The organism is Synechococcus sp. SynAce01 (assembly GCF_001885215.1).
GTDB lineage: Bacteria > Cyanobacteriota > Cyanobacteriia > PCC-6307 > Cyanobiaceae > Regnicoccus > Regnicoccus frigidus.
In genome coordinates this window covers 501,616-518,285 of sequence record NZ_CP018091.1, presented here as the reverse complement: position 1 = coordinate 518,285, position 16,670 = coordinate 501,616, and the positions used below count along the sequence as shown (strand labels likewise).

Sequence of the window (16,670 nt, the reverse complement as noted above, 5' to 3'; positions counted from 1 at the left end):
ACGGCTACGTCCAGTTGATCAAAGGCCCTGCCGGCACCACGCCGGACGGGTTGATGGTGGGATGGCTCTGGTAGTAATGCCCTTTGATGTGCTGCATGTTCACGGTTTCGGCCACACCGGGAAAGCTATAGAGCTCACGCACGTAGCGCCAGAGATTGGGATAGTCGACGATGCGGCGCAGGTTGCATTTGAAATGCCCCACATAGACCGGATCAAAGCGCACCAAGGTGGTGAACAGGCGCCAGTCAGCTTCGGTGATGCGGCTGCCCACCAGGTAAGGCTGATCGGAGAGCCGTTGCTCGAGCAGGTCGAGGGTGGCGAACAGGGGTTGGATCGCCTCGTCGTAGGCCTCCTGAGTTGTGGCAAATCCGCAGCGGTAGACGCCGTTGTTCACCGTTTCGTAGATGAGCTGGTTGATTTGATCAATCTCATCCCAGAGATCCTCGGGGTAGTAGTCGCCAGGATCAGCGCCGATGTCATTGAAGGCACTGTTGAACATCCGGATGATTTCCGAGGATTCGTTGTTCACGATCTGCCCTGTTTCCTTATCCCAGAGCAGTGGCACCGTGACGCGACCGCTGTAGCCGGGATCGGCGCTGGTGTAGATCGCGTGCAACACCTTGGCGTGCTGAATTGGATCGGCAATCACCCCGTCGCCGGCTGCGAATGTCCAGCCCTGGTCTGCCATCTGCCAGTGCACCACCGAGTGCGAGAGCATCGGGGCGAGCCCTTTGATGCTGCGGAAGATCGCCGTGCGATGGGCCCAGGGGCAGGCGTGGGAGATGTAGAGGTGGTAGCGACCTGCTTCGGCTCGGAAGCCCCCCTCGCCAGTGGGGCCGGGCCGGCCATCCGGCGTGATCCAGTGGCGGAACTGCGCGGTGGAGCGGATGAAGCGGCCACCGCTGCTGCTGGTGTCGTACCACTGGTCGCGCCAGACCCCATCCACCAGTAAACCCATGCCCGAGTTGCAGCGGCGCCCAGGGTAACGAGCGACTTTGCCCTCTGATTGCCCCTTGGAGCTAAGGGCTCTGCAGGATGGCAAAAACAGCCTGTAGGGTCACAGCGCCGCCAACCCTGCCCTTCCTGCCATGGATGTGATCGACGCCATCGATGCCCGGCGGGCGGTGAAGCATTTCGATCCCGACCATCGCCTCAGCGCTGCTGAGGAGCGGCGGCTGCTGGAGATCACCATCCAGGCGCCCAGCAGTTTCAACATCCAGCACTGGCGGTTCGTGATCCTGCGCGATCCGGCGCTGCGGGCCAGGATCCGCCGCGACTACGGCAACGACCAGGCCCAGATCACCGACGCTTCGCTGCTGGTGCTGTTCACCGCAGACCTCAAGGCCTGGAGCAAGCAACCCGAGCGCTACTGGGCCAATGCCCCCCAGCCGGTGGCTGATCTGTTGGTGGGCTGGATGGGCCCCTTCCACGAAGGCCGGGAGTGGCTTCAGCGCGATGAGGCCCAGCGCTCGATCGGTCTGGCGATGCAGACCCTGATGCTGGCCGCTACTGGCCTGGGTTATCAGAGCTGCCCGATGATCGGCTTCGAGATCGAGAAGCTCGCTGAACTGATTCACCTGCCCGAGGATCACGTGATGGGGCCGATGGTGGCCATCGGCAAGGGCACCCAGGACCCCCTCCCGAAGCCGGGCCAGTTGGCCCTAGAGACCCTGGTGGTTGACAACGGATTCTGACCCTGGCAAGAGTTGAGAGGATCGAAACGAATTCATTTCGAAGGTTCAGAAACCAGCACCGAAAGGAGCTGAAGTCAAACATGATCTGGAGAAGAAGACAGGGATGAAAGATTTTCGACTCGATGGCCAAAAGGCATTGATTTCGGGAGGCTCCAAAGGCCTGGGTGCGGCAATCGCTGAAAGATTCTCCGAAGCTGGAGCAGACATCGGAGTGATCGGCAGGGACAAAGAGGGACTGAGCAGGATCAAAGGTATTGTCGAGAACAATCATCGCAACTGCTGGGTGATCGAAGAAGACGTTTCGTCGATCGAGGGAGCAGGACGAGCAGGTGAAAGAGCACTAGCCTTTTCCCCGGAATGGGATGTCCTTGTCAACAATGCCGGCATCGCCAGGGTTCAGTCGATCCTTGAAATCACACAGGACGACTGGAGTGATGTATTTTCAGTCAATCTTCGCTCAGCCTTGATTCTTTCTCAGGCCATTGTTCCCCAGATGATCAAGAGGGGACACGGCAAAGTGGTCAACATCTCATCGATTGGAGCCTTCATCGGCACTCCTGGACTAGGTGCATATGCGGCATCAAAGGCAGCCCTCAACCAACTGACCAGGACCATGGCCGTTGAATGGGGGCCACACAATATTCATATCAACGCACTCTGCCCGACTGTTATCCTGACCAAAATGGGCCATGACATCTGGGACAGTCCTTCCATGGAAAAACCCAGACAATCGAAAGAGCAAAGAATACCCCTGCATCGCTTTGGAGAGCCGTCAGAAGTAGCCAATGTGGCCTTATTCCTGGCCAGTGCCGCATCGGATTTTGTTCAGGGGGTCTCTCTTTCTTTGGATGGAGGCATGACAATCGCTCCTTAGAGTGCGTGCAGGCCGACCTTGGCGATGACCATGATCGGGCTCGTTTCTGATTTGCCTCGAGTCAGAGAGCCGACAACGCAGGCAGGGAATCCCTGAGCATCGAGCCACTTAGCCTGGTCCCTCAGCCGCTAAGGATTGTGTTGGGCACCTGCTCCCCCCGGCGTTGCTTAATACGGTCGAGAGGGATGACGCCAGCCCACGTCCCTTGCTAGGAAACCGTCGATGACTGCCATCAGCCAGTGCCCATTGGCGGGCCGCTCCGGCGCGCCCACAACCGCCGGGGATCAGTCGAATCGGCAGTGGTGGCCCCACCAGCTCAACCTGGCCATCCTTCATCAGCACGCACCGGCCTCCAATCCGCTCGGGGCAGCGTTCAACTACGCCGAGGCCTTCAACGAGCTGGATTTCGCTGCCGTCAAGCGGGATCTGCACGCCCTGATGACCGACTCCCAAGACTGGTGGCCCGCCGACTGGGGGCACTACGGCGGTCTGTTCATCCGCATGGCCTGGCACAGCGCCGGCACCTATCGCACCGGGGATGGCCGTGGCGGTGGGGGCACCGGCAACCAGCGCTTTGCTCCGATCAACAGCTGGCCTGATAACGGCAACCTCGACAAGGCCCGGCGGCTGCTCTGGCCGATCAAACAGAAGTACGGCAACCGCCTCTCCTGGGCTGATCTGATCGTGCTCACGGGCAACTGTGCCCTCGAGTCGATGGGTTTCCCCACCTTCGGCTTCGGGGGTGGGCGCGTCGATATCTGGCAACCGGAGGAAGACATCTACTGGGGCAACGAAACCAGCTGGATGGGTGATGCACGCCACAGCGGCGAACGCGAGCTGGAGAACCCCCTCGCCGCTGTGCAGATGGGTTTGATCTATGTGAACCCGGAAGGCCCCAATGGCGAGCCCGATCCGGTGGCTTCGGGTCGCGATGTGCGCGAAACCTTTGCCCGCATGGCGATGAACGACGAGGAAACCGTGGCCTTGGTTGCCGGCGGCCACACCTTCGGCAAGGCCCATGGAGCCGGGAGTCCTGAGCTGATGGGGCCCGCCCCAGAGGCGGCCAGCATTGAAGAGCAGGGGCTGGGCTGGCACAACCGTTTCGGCAGCGGCAAGGGCAGTGATTCCACCACCAGCGGGATCGAGGGGGCCTGGAAACCCAACCCCACCACCTGGGATCGCGGCTACTTCGAGATGCTCTTCGGTTACGAGTGGGAGCTGGAGAAGAGTCCTGCCGGCGCCTGGCAGTGGCGGGCCAAGGATGTGCGCGATGAGCACCTGATTCCTGACGCCCACGACCCAACACAGCGGCATCGGCCGATGATGACCACCGCGGATCTGTCGCTGCGCTTCGATCCGATCTACGAGCCGATCTCCCGCCGCTTTCACCAGGATCAGCAGGCCTTTGCTGATGCCTTCGCCCGAGCCTGGTTCAAGCTCACCCACCGCGACATGGGCCCCAAAGCGCTCTATCTCGGCCCCGAAGTGCCCAGCGAAGATCTGATCTGGCAGGACCCTATTCCACCGATCAACCACTCCTTGATCGGTGTCGCCGCCATCACCACACTCAAGGCCCAGGTGCTGGCTTCAGGGCTCTCGGTGGCGGAGCTGGTGGCGACGGCCTGGGCGTCGGCCTCCACCTATCGCGGCTCCGACAAGCGCGGCGGCGCCAATGGCGCCCGCCTGCGCCTGGCCCCCCAGAATCAGTGGGAGGTGAACCAGCCCGAGCAACTGGCGCGGGTGTTGGCGGTGCTGGCAGGGATTCAGCAGCGTTTCAATGCCGCTCAGGCTGATGGCACCCAGGTGTCGCTGGCGGATCTGATCGTGCTGGCCGGTGGCGCAGCGGTGGAAGCCGCGGCCAGCGCCGCTGGTCATGCCGTGGAGGTGCCCTTCAGCCCCGGCCGCAGCGATGCCTCCCAGGAGCAAACGGATGTGGAGTCGTTTGCGGTGTTGGAGCCCCAGGCCGATGGCTTTCGCAATTATCAGAAGCGCAGCTTCACGGTGCGGGCGGAGGAACTGCTGATTGATCGGGCCCAGCTGCTCGGCTTGAGTGCGCCGGAGATGACCGTGCTGGTGGGAGGGCTGCGGGTGCTCGGCGCCAATGTCGGCGGCTCAACCGATGGGGTGTTCACCCACAGGCCAGGCACGCTCAGCACCGACTTCTTCGTGAACCTGCTCGATATGGCCACGGTGTGGACGCCAACCTCTGAAGCCGCAGACAGCTTTGAAGGGCGTGACCGCCACAGCGGCGAACTGCGCTGGAGCGGCAGCCGCGTTGATCTGGTGTTTGGCTCCAACTCCCAGCTGCGGGCCCTGGCGGAGGTGTATGCCCAGAACGATGGATCCGCCAGGTTCGTGGCTGATTTCGTGGCGGCCTGGAGCAAGGTGATGAGCCGTGATCTGGTTTCGCAAAGCTCCTGCTGACGGGATCAACGCAGCGCCAAAGGCGGGCGGACGATCGCATCGATCATCCGGGCGGTCTGAACAATCGGGCCCACGTCATGCACCCGCAGCACATCGGTGCCCAGCGTGATCGCCTGGGCGCAGACGGCCGCCGTGCCCCACAGCCGGGCTCGGGGCCTGGGTTCGTTGAGCACCGCTCCGATGAACCGTTTGCGCGATGGGCCCAGCAGCAGGGGGAACCCTTCGCGGCGCAGCTCCGCCAAGCCCCGCAGCAGGGCCAGGTTCTGCTCGGTGTTTTTGGCAAAGCCGAGCCCCGGATCCCAGATCAGCTGATCGGCCCGCACCCCGGCCGCCAGGGCGATGTCTGTGGCGCGCAGCAACTCCTGGCGCACCTCGGCCACCACATCGCCATACACGGCCAAGCCATCCATGCTGCGGCTATCGCCGCGGCTGTGCATCAGCACGTAAGGGCAGCCGAATTCCGCCACCACGCCAAGAATGGCGGGGTCACGGCGACCGCCGCTCACGTCGTTGATCCAGTGGGCTCCGGCGGCCAGGGCAGCGGCGGCCACCCCTGATCGGAAGGTGTCGATCGAGAAGCGGGGGCCGCCAGGCTGCGCGCAGGCGGAGCGCATCAGCTCCAGGGCCGGCAACACCCTCTCCAGCTCCTGCTCGGCGCTGATCTCCATGGCGCCGGGCCGGGTGCTCTGCCCCCCCAGATCCAGCAGATCCGCCCCCTGGCGCAGCATCGCTCGGGCCTGATGCAGGGCGTCTGCAGGCCGATCAAAACGGCCACCATCACTGAAGGAATCAGGGGTGAGATTGATCACCCCCATCACGTAGGTGCGCGAACCCCAGGGGAGAGCGGCCTCTGGAGCCGACGCTGCGCTGGTGGAGGCCATGGTCGGTGCTGCCGTTGGCGCGATTCATCCTCAGCCCCAGCCCCCCAGGCGTGGGTTGCATGGGAAACTGACAGGGCCCTTTGAGGGGTGGTCGAGTGGGTGATGGCTCCGGTCTTGAAAACCGGCGAAGGGAAGCGGGAGCCTTCGCCGGCTTCGAATCCCACCCCCTCCGTTTTCGGAACCTGCTGGCCTTTACGGCCGACAAGTTCTGGCTCTGGGGAAGGGCGCCAACTGCCGCTAGCGTCAGCCGGCTTTTGATCCAAACGGCGCCATGAAACGAACGCGTTGGCTGCTGCCGGTCTTGATGCTCTGCGGGCTGCTGCTGGCGATGGTGCCGCTTCTGCCCGCCCCTACGGCCGCCGAGGGCGCCCGCGCCGAGATCCGGGGGGTCTGGATGACCACCAACGACATGACCACCATGCGTGATCGCACCAAGTTGCGAGCGGCGATGGATCAGTTGAAGGAGATGCACTTCAACACTGTTTATCCGGTGGTCTGGAATTCCGGCTACGCCATCCATACCAGCGAGGTCACCAGGGACCGCAAGATTCAGTCGTTTTCCTATAAAGGCTTGGAAGGCCAAGACATTATCGCCGATGTGATCAGCGAGGGCCATGCCAAAGGCATGCTCGTGATTCCCTGGTTCGAATTCGGCTTCATGGCGCCGCCATTCTCGGACTTGGCCCTCAAACACCCCACCTGGCTCACTGAGCGGCGAGACGGAAGCCGCACCTCAATCAGCGCGGCAGGGGAAGTGGTTTGGCTGAATCCATTCAGGCCTGAGGTGCAGCAGTTCATCACCGAACTAGTGCTGGAAGTGGTGGGTAATTACGACGGCGATGGCATCCAGTTCGATGACCACATGAGCCTGCCCAATGAATTTGGCTACGACAGTTACACCAAAGCGCTTTACACCAGGGAAACCAAGCGCGCGGTGCCGAGCAACCCGATGGATCAGGCCTGGATCAAGTGGCGCGCTGACAAGATTTCAGCCTTCATGGTCCATCTGCACAAAGCTGTGAAAGCCAAAAAAGCCAATGCGATCGTCTCCGTTTCTCCCAACTACTACGACTTCGCCTACAAGCTGCAGTTGCAGGACTGGCTAGGCTGGGTGCGGCGCAACATCGTCGATGAAGTGATCGTGCAGCTCTACCGGCCTGATGTGGCCAGCTTCGCCACCGAGGTGGCCCGCCCCGAACTCGCGGAAACCCAGAAGAAGATTCCCACCGCGATCGGAGTGATGACGGGGCTACGCACCAAGCCAGCACCAATGCAGCTGATTCAGGCTCAGGTGCAGACGGTCCAGCAGAAAGGCATGGGTGTGGCGTTCTTCTATTTCGAATCGCTCTGGAATGCCACCGCCGAAGCGGAAGATCTGCGCCGCGCAGGCTTCCTTTCCCTGTTCCCCAGCCCCGCACCGCGTGCGCCGCTGTGACGTCCACCCCAAACCCCACGCAAAAAACGTAGATCCCTTGTCAGGATGGTGGGGGCACGCGGTGATCAGTGAGTTTCAGCACCAAAACGGAGTACCCCTTGGTGGCCCTGATCGAGCTGGCTGATGTTCATTGAGGCGATGGCCTGCTCCAGGCCGGTGAAATCGCCCGTCGCCAAGGGATTCCCGAGCGTTACCTTGATCAGATGCTCACCACCCTGGCCCAGAAGCTGGAGTAGGCCAGCGCCCTGGCGTTAAGACATCAGATCTGAGTGTTGCTCAGAGTTGGGCTGCCGGCGGCAGGCGTGCTGGTGGTAGCTCCATCTGCAGGGTGCTGTGGGCGATGCCAATGCGGGCCAGGCGCTGTTTGGCCTCATGCAGCAGCTCCATGTCGTTGCCCCCAGCTGGCTGGCGAATAATGCGGGCCGTGAGGGCGTTCTGGGAGGTGCTCATCGCCCAGACATGCAGGTGATGCACGTCAACCACCGCCGACAGGGAGCGCAGGGCCACCATCAACGCATCGCGCAGCAACTGCCAACCACTCCAGGCCACCGCCAGACCCACGCCGATGGCCGTGAGCGGGTCCAGCCAGCCCCAGTCCGTGAGCCCCACCAGCAGGGAGCTGATCAGCACCGCATTCACCAGCGAGGCCAGCTGGGTGCTGCGGCCGAAGCCATAGGTGAAGCGAGGTGTGGCCGGCCGCGTGCTCAGCCGCTCCGCCCCCCAGCCGAACCCCACCGCCGGGTTGGCGGACTCTCCAGGGTCGGCAGGAGCTGGGGCCATGGCGGGGACTGAAACGATGTCTGACGCCAAACTGACGCCGATCAGCTCAGTTGGCTGCGAAAGCGCGACACGCTGATCGCCATCAGCAGCGGCGCCATCACCAGCAGGGCCAAGGCATGGGGCCAGAGGGCCTCCAGGCCGACACCCTTGAGCATCAACCCGCGCAGGATCGCGATGAAGTGGCGCAAGGGGTTGAGCAGAGAGAGCACCTGAAAGAAGGCCGGCATGCTCTCGATCGGAGCAATCGCCCCGGAGGTCTGAATCATCGGCAGGGTGATGAAGAAGGCCGTGAGCATCACCTGCTGCTGGGAGCGGCAGACCGTGGCGAGCATGATCCCCACAGCGATCCCCACAAACAGATAGAGGCCCGAGAGGGTCAACAGCAGCAGCAGATTGCCGCGGATCGGCACACCGAACACCAGCCGGCCAAGCAACAGCGCCAGCAGCACATCGCCCATCAGCAGCAGCACCAGAGGCAGGATCTTGGCCATCAAGATCTCCCAGGCCGCAGCTGGGGTCATCAGCAGCTGCTCCAGCGTGCCGGTGTCCTTCTCGCGCACCAGCGTCACCGCCGACACCAGCGTGGCGATCAAGGTGAGCACGATGCCGATCACCCCCGGCACAAAGAACCAACTGCTGGTAAGGCCGGGGTTGTAGAGAAAGCTCACCTGGGTACGCACCGGCGCGCTGGGCGGCAATGCCCCCGGCTCCGGGCGAAAGCGGCGCAGGATCTGCTGGATGTAACCGTTGGCAATGCCGGCGCTGTTGGCGTCGACGCCATCGATGAACACCTGCACCTCGGCGGTGTCGCCAACCGCCAGCCGCCTGCTGAAGTTCGGTGGGATCACCAGGCCGGCGGTGAGCTCGCCGCGCTCCACCTGCTGGGCCAGCTCCCGCTCACTGCGGGGATAGGAGGAAGCCAGAAAGATGCGGTTGGCGGTGAGGGCCGACACCAGCTCCCGGCTGGCCGCAACCTGCGCGTAATCAACCACCCCCAGTTTGAGGTTGTGCACCTCGGGGTTGAGGGCAAAGCCGTAGATCAGCAGCTGCAACGTGGGCGGAATGATCAGCAACTTGATCAGCTGCCGGTCGCGCAGGATCTGCTGAACCTCCTTGCGCACCAGGGCCCAGAAGCGGCTGACCGAGAGCACCCGCCACCAGTGACGCAGGATCCTCACGACCCACCCTCGCCGCCATCGGCCAGCTGCAGGGAGCCCAGCGAGCGCAACGTGGCCACGTAGAGCAGCGCCCCGAGGGCCAGGATCATCAGCACATCCAGCCAGACACCGGCCCAGCCCGTTCCCCTGACAAAGGCATCACGGCTGATCACGATGAAATATCGCGCTGGGATCAAGGCCGACACCAGCGACAGCGGCGGCGGAATATTGCTGAGCGGATAAATGAAGCCCGAGAGCAGCAGGGCCGAGAGAAAACCCAGCAGCGACACCCCCTGCACCGCCGAATTCTGGTTAGCGCTGCGCACCCCCAGTAACAACCCGAACAGCACCGCCGCCGCCAGATACAGCGTGGTGCCCACCAGCAGCGGTGTTGGGTCGCCCGCGAAGCTGAGTTGGAAGATCAGACCGCCCAGCCCCATCACCACCACAGCCACACTCACCCCCACCAGCAGGTAGGCCAGGGACTTACCCAGCAGCAGCTCCGATGGGCGGATCCCCGAGGCATAGACCTGCAAAATTGTGCCCTTGTCTTTCTCTTTCACCATGGCGATAGCGGCCAGCAGAGAGGGAAAGATCCAGAGCACCACGGCATAAACCCCCGGCACGATGTAAAGCGACTCCTTACGGCCGGGGTTGAACCACAGCCGCGTCAGCGCCCGCACCGGCGGCGGATTGTTGAGCAGCTCCTTCTCTGAGAGAAAGAAGGCCGTGATGCCCTGGATGCTGTTGCGGATCACCCGGGCGTTGTTGGCGTCGGTGCCATCCACCAGCACCTGCACCTCCACCGCCTGACCGGCCTTGATGCGGCGGCTGAATTCCGGCGGGATGATCACCGCCGCCTTGGCCAGGCCCCGATCGATCGCAGCGGCCACCGGGTCGCCGCTGCCCAGCCAGGGAGCGGCCTTGAACTGGTCGGTGGCGAAGAGGCGATCGGTGTAGGCGGCGCTGAGCGGACTGCGATCGAAGTCTTGAACCACGATCGGGATCACCTTGGTTTCGAGGCGAATGGCGAAACCGAAAATGAGCAGGGTGAGCAGCGGCAGCAGAAACGCCAGCCCCAGGGTGAGCCGGTCGCGGCGGAACTGCAGCAGCTCCTTGCGGCACTGGGCCAGGATTCGCTTCACGCTTGCTCCTTCTCTGGCGCCTGGGCCCGCTGCACCGTGCCGATGAAGGCATCCTCAAGCGACTGGGGCACCGGGCGCAGCTCCTCCAGGCTGAGTTGCGCCTGGGCCAGCAGCGGCCGCAGCGTCTCGATCTCCCGTTCGGGATCATCCAGCACCAGATGCAGCCGATCCCCGAAACGGCTCACCCGCCACGACTGCCAGTGGCGGCGCAGCAGCAGGGTGGCGCGCTGGAGCTGATCCGGCGGCAACACCAGCTCCAGCACCTGACCCGGCTGGGCAGCCTTGATCGCTTCGGGGCTGCCTTCGATCACATTTTCGCCGGCCACCATGAAGCAGAGCCGGTTGCACTGCTCCGCTTCCTCCAGGTAGTGGGTGGTCACCAAGATGGCAGTGCCGCGGCGGGCGAAGTCGTTGATCAGGCTCCAGAACTGGCGCCGCGCCAGGGGATCCACCCCGGAGGTGGGCTCATCGAGAAAGAGCACCTCCGGATCGTGCAGCACTGCCGCACCGAAGGCCACCCGCTGCTTCCAACCGCCGGGCAGCCGCGCGGTGAGCATCTGCTCCTGGCCCTGGAGGCCGCAGCTGGCAATCACCCAGTCGATGCGCGGTTGGCGCAGGGGGCCGGGAATGCCATAGACCCCGGCGTAGAACTCCAGGTTCTCGCGGATCGAGAGATCGTCGTAGAGGGTGAATTTCTGGCTCATGTAGCCGATCCGCCGCAGCAGATCCGGCCCCCGCAGCTGCTCCGACTCCCCCGCCAGCACGATCTGGCCGGAGCTGGGGGCCAGCAGACCGCAGAGCATCTTGATCGTGGTGGTCTTGCCCGCACCATTGGCCCCCAGCAGACCGAAGATCTCGCCGTAGCGAATCTCCAGCGTCAGCTGCCGCACGGCCTCGAAGTTCCCGAAACGGCGGCTCAGGTTGCGGGCGTCAATGGCGAGATCGGAGCGGTGGCGGCGCACGGCCTGGGGCTGGGGGAAGGGCAGCAGCGGCAGCTCCCCGGCCTGGCGGCGCTGGCGGATCACGACCACATTCTCAAGTGTTGGGCTGCTGCGGCGCAGCTCCTGCAGCGGCAAACCCTCCTGGCGAAACAGCTCTCGCACCTGGGCTTCGCCCGCGGCCGCATCGTTCACCAGCAGATCGAGCCGATCGCCAAAGGTCTGCACGTCAACGATCGCGCCACCGCGCAGCAGCGGTTCAGCCGCCACCGGCGCAGCCCCCCGCAGCTCCAGCCGGCTCAGGCCCAGCTCCCGTTTCAGCTCAGCCGGGCTGCCCAGGCTCTCGAGGCGCCCCTGCTGCACAAGGGCGATGCGGTGGCAGCGCTCGGCCTCCACCAGATCAGGGGTGGCCACCACGATCGTGACCCCCTCCTCCGCCAGGGTGGTGAGCACGTCCCAGAAGTCGCGGCGCGACACCGGATCCACTCCAGTGGTGGGTTCATCGAGCAGCAACAGCTGGGGTCTGTCGATCAGGGCGCAGCAGAGGGCCAGCTTCTGCTTCATGCCACCGGAGAGCTGGCTGGCCAGACGATCGGCGAAGGGCTCCAGACCCAGGCGTCTGAGCAGGGAGCCGCGCCGCTCCCGCCAGAGCTCGGTGGGCACCAGCCGCAGGCCGGCCACATAGCGCAGGTTCTCCTCAACACTGAGGTCGGGGTACTGGGAGAACTGCTGGGTCAGGTAGCCAATCCGCTCACGGGCCTCGTGGGGCGGCCGGCCCAGCACCCGCACCTGGCCATCACTGGGCTCGATCACCCCAGCGAGGATGTGAAACGTGCTGGTTTTGCCGGCGCCATCGGGACCGATCAGCCCGAAGATTTCCCCGGCCCGCACGCTGAATTCCAGACCGGCCACAGCCGGGCGGCTGCCGTAGCGCTTGTGCAGCCCCACCACGCTCACCACCACAGCGGTGGCGGCGGCGGGATCAGGGGGTGAGGATTTCGGCATCGGCGGGCATGCCCGGTTTGGCGTTACCGGCCGGGTTGTCGATCGCCAGCTTGAGACCGAACACCTGGCGCACCCGGTCGCGCTGGAAATAGATGGTCTCGGGAGTGAAGGAGGCCTGGGCATCAACCTCCACCACTCGGGCTGCCAGCGGTTGGCTGGGATCGGAATCCAGGAAGATCCGGGCCCGTTGCCCCAGGCGCACCCGGCCGAGATCCCCCTGGGGAATGAAGCCGCGCAAGTACACCGTGGCGGGATCGAGCAGGGTGAGCAGGATGCGGCCGCTGGCCACCACCGCACCAGGCTCGACGCTGCGGGAGATCACCACGGCGGCCAGGGGCGAGCGGATGCTCAAGTAAGCGGCTTCCGCTTTCACCTGCTGCTCCGCCGCCTGGGCACTGCGCACATCACTCTCTGCGGCCAGCACCCGGGAGAGGGCGCGCTGGCGCTGGTCACCCAGGGCCTGCAGCTGGGCCGCGCGGATGGAGGGATTGAGACCGGTGGAGGCGGCCAGCGCCAGGGCGCCGCGGGCCGCCTCCACCTGGCGCTGCTGGGCGGTCACCACGGCTTCGGCGGTTTCGAGGGCGGTGCGGTCTTGATCCAGCGACTGGCGCGAAGCGGCACCCTGCCGCACCAACGAGTCCGTGCGCCCCAGGGTGACCTTGGCCAGCCGTTGCTGGGCCTGGGCCTGGGCCAGCTGGGCTTCGGCGCTGGCCAGGTAGGCCTTGGCCTGCACCACCCGGCCCAGGTTGTCCTGCTCGGCCTGGGCCACGGTCAGGCGGGATTCGCGGATCTGGCTGTCGACCACATCGATCTGAGAGCGGTCCTGGCTCAACTGCTGGCGGGAGGAAGCCAGCCGCGCCTGGGCGCCGCGCAGGCGGGCGCGCACCTCCTCGTCATCGAGGCGAACCAGCAGCTGCCCGGCCTTGACGCGCTCCCCCTCGCGAACCGTGACCTCAGCCACACGGCCGCCGATCCTGGCCCCGAGATCCGTTTCGTAGCCCTCGATGCGTCCACTCAGCTTCAAAGGGCCGCCGCTGGATCGCCCCAGCCACAGCCAGCCCGCCAGTCCAGCCACCGCGAGGATCACCCCACCACCAATCAGCAGCTTCAGCCGCATCCCTTGGGACCGACAGGCAGGCGAGCGTCCACCAGGCAGGCGCCGCTGAGATCGGCAGCGGTCAGATCGGCGTTGCGCAGGTTGGTGCCGTAGAGACAATCTTCGCGCAAGCTAGCCCCGCGCAACTGCGCGAGGACCTGCTCACGCCGCTTCTGCTCCATCGAGATCGGGAAGGCGGCATGCAACGACCCCAACGGCCAGCGCCCGGCCTTCGAGGCGGTGCTCAACGAAATGGAGAGCGAATTCAACCGCGGCCACTTTGATCGCAAGGTGCCGCTGAACCGTCTCCAAGACCTCAGCCCCGAGGAGAAGCAGGCCGACGAGAACACTCTGGTGAGCTCCTGCGTGTCGCAGTTCTCGGGTTTCCTGCTGTTCAAGGAACTCCCCAGGCGTCTGTTTCAGGCAGAGCGCCCCGAACTCGGACGGTTGTTGGCCCCAGGCCAAGCGCACGGTATTCAGGCGCTCACGGCCACCTGGTAATTGGCGATGCGGGCGAAGCTGGCTGGCTCCAGCGAGGCGCCACCCACCAGCACCCCGTCGATGTCGGATTGGGCCATCAGCAGGTCGATGTTGTCGGGTTTGACCGATCCGCCGTACTGCACGACCACCTCGGGATGGCCCACCCAGCCGCGGATCAGGCCGCAGATGCGGTTGGCCTCCTCGGCGCCGCAGGTCTTGCCGGTGCCGATCGCCCAGATCGGCTCGTAGGCCACCACCAGATGGGTGGCATCGAGATCCTCCAGGCTTTGCTCCACCTGGCGGCGAATCACCCGCTCGGTTTCGCTGGCTTCTCGCTGGGCCTCGGTTTCGCCCACGCAGACGATCGGAATCAGGCCGGCGGCCTGGGCATTGCGGGCCCGCAGGTTGATCTGCTCGTCGCTTTCGCAGTGGAATTTGCGGGGTTCGCTGTGGCCCACGATCGCGTAGGACACGCCGAGCTCCAGGAGCATTTCAGCTGAAATTTCAGCGGTGTAGGCCCCGCCGCTGTCCCAGTGAACGTTCTGGCTGGAGAGCTTCACCCCACTGCCGGAGAGCGCCTGGCTGAGCGCCTCGATCGCGGTGAACGGGGGGGCCAGCACCACGTCCCGGTCGCCGGGGATGTGTGCCACCAGAGGTGCGAACGCCTGGGCGTAGGCCCGGGCCTGCGCGCAGGTCATGTGCATCTTCCAGTTGCCGGCGATCACCGCTTTATGCACAGGAACCCTTACCAGTGGAGCGATGGCCAACTTAGGTGGAGGCAGGAACCTCCAGGTTGTGGCGCCCGAACGTCACCCTGTCGCCCGGGGTGAGCTGGCGGCCCCGGCGCAGCTCCACGTCCCCATTGACCTGGACCTCCCCCTGTTGCACCCGAAACTTCGCCTCGCCGCCTGTGGCCACGAGCCCTTGCCATTTGAGGAATTGATCCAGGCGCATGGGTTCAGCCGCAGGCGGGGGCACTGAAACAGCGCTGATAAGGTCTGCCGATGCTCGCACCCTCCCCGGCCGGCTTCCGTGGTCTGTTGCCGCTGCTGAAGCCCCATCGCCGCCGGCTCTGGGCCGGAGGGGTTTGCATGCTGGTGTTTGTGGCCTGCTGGCCCCTGCTGGCCTGGCTGGCCGGTCAGCTGATCCCGGCGATCGGTGCCGGCGATTTCCCCACCGTGCTGCGGGTGATCCTGCAGGCCCTGGCGGTGTTTCTGCTGCAGAAACTGGCCCAGTTCGGCCAGGACACCCTGCTGGCCTCCCCGGCCCTGCAGGTCAGCCAGGCCCTGCGCAGCCAGTTGTTCGCCCGCCTGCAGAAGCTGGAATTCGGCGCGCTCGAGAAGCTCTCGGCCGGCGATCTCACCTATCGCCTCACCGAGGACGCCGACCGGGTCGGTGAAGTGATCTACAAAACCATCCAAGACAGCACCCCGAGCCTGCTGCAGCTGGTGGTGGTCTTCGGCTACATGGTCTTCCTGGATTGGAAGCTGTCGATGGCCACCTTGCTGCTGGCCCCGCTGGTGGCGGTCTTGGTGAGTGCCTTCGGTGCCCGGGTGATGGCCGCTGCCGAACGCAGCCAGAAACAGGTGAGTGAACTGGCGGGGCTGCTGGGCGAAGCGATCAGCGGTCTGCCGCTGGTGCGCGCCTACGCCGCTGAACCCTGGTTGCAGCAACGCTTCGAGCAGGAGATCGACCTGCACCGCCGTGCCCGCTACCGCACCCTCAAGCTGCTGGCCCTGCAACACCCCGTGGTGGGCTTCATCGAAGCGGCCGGCATCCTCTCGGTGCTGCTGATCGGCGCCTCGCGGATCCAGGCCGGAGGCCTCGACAGCCAGGGGTTCAGCAGTTATGTGGCGGCCCTGCTGATGCTGATCGATCCGATCTCCCACCTCACCACCAACTACAACGAGTTTCAGCAGGGTCAGGCCTCGCTGCGGCGCCTACGGGCGATTGAAGCGGAGGCCGTGGAAACTCCCGATCCGATCGATGCCAGGCCGCTGGGCTCGGTGCGTGGGGAGCTGCGCCTGGAGGGCGTCTGGTTCGGCTACGACCCGACCAAACCGGTGTTGCGCAACCTCCAGCTCACAGCGGCCCCTGGCCAGCTCGTCGCCTTGGTGGGGCCGTCGGGAGCCGGCAAGAGCACCCTCTTTTCCCTGTTGCTGCGCTTCAACACCGCCCAGCGCGGTCGGGTGCTGCTCGACGGCCAGGACCTGGCCGGCCTGCGCGCCGCCGATCTGCGCCGTGCCATCGCCCTGGTGCCCCAGCAGAGCTCCGTGTTCTCCGGAACGGTGGCAGAGGCGATCCGCTTCGGACGTCCAGCCAGCAGCGAGCAGGTGCGCCAGGCAGCACGGCTGGCCAATGCCGCTGACTTCATCGAAGCCCTGCCGGGTGGCTACGCGGCCCGGATCGAGGAGCGGGGCAGCAATTTTTCCGGCGGTCAACTGCAACGGCTGGCGATTGCCCGGGCCGTGCTCGGCAACCCGGCCGTGCTGCTGCTCGATGAGGCCACCAGCGCCCTCGATGCTGAATCCGAGCAGGCGGTGCAACAGGGCCTGGAGCAAGCGATGGCTGGTCGCACCGTGCTGGTGATTGCCCATCGCCTCGCCACCGTGCAGGGAGCCGACCAGATCCTGGTGCTCGAGGCCGGTGGCATCGTTGAGCAGGGCAGCCACGACCAGTTGATGGCCCGCGACGGCCGTTACCGTGAACTCTGCAATCGACAGCTGATCCGGGTCGCGGCCTGAGGGCCAGGCGGGCCGTA

At 64.9% G+C, this 16,670-nt stretch carries 16 protein-coding genes; 6 read left to right on the top strand and 10 right to left on the bottom strand.

The window, feature by feature from the left end; genetic code table 11:
• Positions 1 to 4 precede the first annotated feature (4 nt).
• Positions 5 to 958 (bottom strand): glutathione S-transferase family protein, encoded by a 954-nt coding sequence (locus BM449_RS02680; RefSeq protein ID WP_071799961.1) that lies wholly within the window; start codon positions 956 to 958, stop codon positions 5 to 7.
• A gap of 130 nt (positions 959 to 1,088) precedes the next feature.
• On the opposite strand from BM449_RS02680, the gene BM449_RS02675 reads away from it, so the two are divergent.
• From BM449_RS02675 to katG, 3 genes are all read left to right on the top strand, one after another.
• The gene (locus tag BM449_RS02675; RefSeq protein WP_071799960.1) at positions 1,089 to 1,694 is read left to right on the top strand and encodes a nitroreductase family protein; all 606 of its coding nucleotides are present in this window, start codon (positions 1,089 to 1,091) and stop codon (positions 1,692 to 1,694) included.
• Positions 1,695 to 1,797: 103 nt separating this feature from the next.
• The gene (locus BM449_RS02670) at positions 1,798 to 2,568 is read left to right on the top strand and encodes an SDR family NAD(P)-dependent oxidoreductase (protein WP_071799959.1); all 771 of its coding nucleotides are present in this window, start codon (positions 1,798 to 1,800) and stop codon (positions 2,566 to 2,568) included.
• 222 nt (positions 2,569 to 2,790) lie between these two features.
• A complete protein-coding gene (gene katG / locus BM449_RS02665) occupies positions 2,791 to 4,992 on the top strand; it encodes a catalase/peroxidase HPI (RefSeq protein WP_071799958.1) in 2,202 nt (733 codons plus the stop codon).
• Positions 4,993 to 4,997: 5 nt separating this feature from the next.
• On the opposite strand, the gene folP is transcribed toward katG, so the two are convergent.
• The gene (gene folP, locus BM449_RS02660) at positions 4,998 to 5,873 is read right to left on the bottom strand and encodes a dihydropteroate synthase (protein ID WP_233831000.1); all 876 of its coding nucleotides are present in this window, start codon (positions 5,871 to 5,873) and stop codon (positions 4,998 to 5,000) included.
• 271 nt (positions 5,874 to 6,144) lie between these two features.
• On the opposite strand from folP, the gene BM449_RS02655 reads away from it, so the two are divergent.
• On the top strand, positions 6,145 to 7,308 hold the full coding sequence (locus BM449_RS02655; protein ID WP_071799957.1) for a glycoside hydrolase family 10 protein: 1,164 nt from the start codon (positions 6,145 to 6,147) through the stop codon (positions 7,306 to 7,308).
• A gap of 276 nt (positions 7,309 to 7,584) precedes the next feature.
• Here BM449_RS02655 and BM449_RS02650 read toward each other — a convergent pair whose 3' ends face one another.
• Genes BM449_RS02650 through BM449_RS14390 form a run of 6 tightly spaced genes read right to left on the bottom strand, consistent with a single transcriptional unit; the run spans position 7,585 to position 13,677 of the window.
• Entirely contained in the window at positions 7,585 to 8,088 is a 504-nt protein-coding gene (locus BM449_RS02650) for a cation transporter (protein ID WP_071799956.1), read from the bottom strand.
• Positions 8,089 to 8,129: 41 nt separating this feature from the next.
• Positions 8,130 to 9,266, bottom strand: coding sequence for an ABC transporter permease (locus tag BM449_RS02645; RefSeq protein WP_233830998.1), 1,137 nt, complete (start codon positions 9,264 to 9,266; stop codon positions 8,130 to 8,132).
• Positions 9,263 to 10,390 (bottom strand): ABC transporter permease, encoded by a 1,128-nt coding sequence (locus BM449_RS02640; RefSeq protein ID WP_071799955.1) that lies wholly within the window; start codon positions 10,388 to 10,390, stop codon positions 9,263 to 9,265. The genes BM449_RS02645 and BM449_RS02640 overlap by 4 nt, the downstream gene beginning before the upstream one ends.
• Positions 10,387 to 12,333, bottom strand: a complete 1,947-nt coding sequence (locus BM449_RS02635; RefSeq protein ID WP_071799954.1) for an ATP-binding cassette domain-containing protein — start codon at positions 12,331 to 12,333, stop codon at positions 10,387 to 10,389. Before BM449_RS02635 ends, BM449_RS02640 begins: the two co-directional genes overlap by 4 nt.
• Positions 12,311 to 13,450, bottom strand: a complete 1,140-nt coding sequence (locus BM449_RS02630; RefSeq protein ID WP_083544355.1) for an HlyD family efflux transporter periplasmic adaptor subunit — start codon at positions 13,448 to 13,450, stop codon at positions 12,311 to 12,313. Before BM449_RS02630 ends, BM449_RS02635 begins: the two co-directional genes overlap by 23 nt.
• Positions 13,441 to 13,677: a pentapeptide repeat-containing protein gene (locus BM449_RS14390; RefSeq protein ID WP_233830996.1), complete on the bottom strand. Its 237-nt coding sequence runs from the start codon at positions 13,675 to 13,677 to the stop codon at positions 13,441 to 13,443. Before BM449_RS14390 ends, BM449_RS02630 begins: the two co-directional genes overlap by 10 nt.
• Between BM449_RS14390 and BM449_RS02625 the strand changes: the two genes are divergently transcribed.
• Entirely contained in the window at positions 13,670 to 13,930 is a 261-nt protein-coding gene (locus BM449_RS02625; protein ID WP_071799952.1) for a hypothetical protein, read from the top strand. The two genes, BM449_RS14390 and BM449_RS02625, sit on opposite strands and share 8 nt — an antisense overlap.
• On the opposite strand, the gene tpiA is transcribed toward BM449_RS02625, so the two are convergent.
• Entirely contained in the window at positions 13,906 to 14,646 is a 741-nt protein-coding gene (tpiA, locus tag BM449_RS02620; protein WP_071801892.1) for a triose-phosphate isomerase, read from the bottom strand. The two genes, BM449_RS02625 and tpiA, sit on opposite strands and share 25 nt — an antisense overlap.
• Before the next feature lie 31 nt (positions 14,647 to 14,677).
• On the bottom strand, positions 14,678 to 14,863 hold the full coding sequence (locus BM449_RS02615) for an RNA-binding S4 domain-containing protein (protein WP_071799951.1): 186 nt from the start codon (positions 14,861 to 14,863) through the stop codon (positions 14,678 to 14,680).
• 50 nt (positions 14,864 to 14,913) lie between these two features.
• Between BM449_RS02615 and BM449_RS02610 the strand changes: the two genes are divergently transcribed.
• Positions 14,914 to 16,653: an ABC transporter ATP-binding protein gene (locus BM449_RS02610; RefSeq protein WP_071799950.1), complete on the top strand. Its 1,740-nt coding sequence runs from the start codon at positions 14,914 to 14,916 to the stop codon at positions 16,651 to 16,653.
• Positions 16,654 to 16,670: the final 17 nt, after the last annotated feature.

Bases quoted from the DNA above. Each gene is read 5' to 3' on its own strand.
- BM449_RS02615 (WP_071799951.1), bottom strand. From the start codon at position 14,863: ATGCGCCTGGATCAATTCCTCAAATGGCAAGGGCTCGTGGCCACAGGC.
- BM449_RS02675 (WP_071799960.1), top strand. From the start codon at position 1,089: ATGGATGTGATCGACGCCATCGATGCCCGGCGGGCGGTGAAGCATTTC.
- BM449_RS02630 (WP_083544355.1), bottom strand. From the start codon at position 13,450: ATGCGGCTGAAGCTGCTGATTGGTGGTGGGGTGATCCTCGCGGTGGCT.
- BM449_RS02610 (WP_071799950.1), top strand. From the start codon at position 14,914: ATGCTCGCACCCTCCCCGGCCGGCTTCCGTGGTCTGTTGCCGCTGCTG.
- BM449_RS02635 (WP_071799954.1), bottom strand. From the start codon at position 12,333: ATGCCGAAATCCTCACCCCCTGATCCCGCCGCCGCCACCGCTGTGGTG.
- BM449_RS02650 (WP_071799956.1), bottom strand. From the start codon at position 8,088: ATGGCCCCAGCTCCTGCCGACCCTGGAGAGTCCGCCAACCCGGCGGTG.
- BM449_RS02655 (WP_071799957.1), top strand. From the start codon at position 6,145: ATGAAACGAACGCGTTGGCTGCTGCCGGTCTTGATGCTCTGCGGGCTG.
- folP (WP_233831000.1), bottom strand. From the start codon at position 5,873: ATGGCCTCCACCAGCGCAGCGTCGGCTCCAGAGGCCGCTCTCCCCTGG.
- BM449_RS02670 (WP_071799959.1), top strand. From the start codon at position 1,798: ATGAAAGATTTTCGACTCGATGGCCAAAAGGCATTGATTTCGGGAGGC.
- BM449_RS02680 (WP_071799961.1), bottom strand. From the start codon at position 958: ATGGGTTTACTGGTGGATGGGGTCTGGCGCGACCAGTGGTACGACACC.
- katG (WP_071799958.1), top strand. From the start codon at position 2,791: ATGACTGCCATCAGCCAGTGCCCATTGGCGGGCCGCTCCGGCGCGCCC.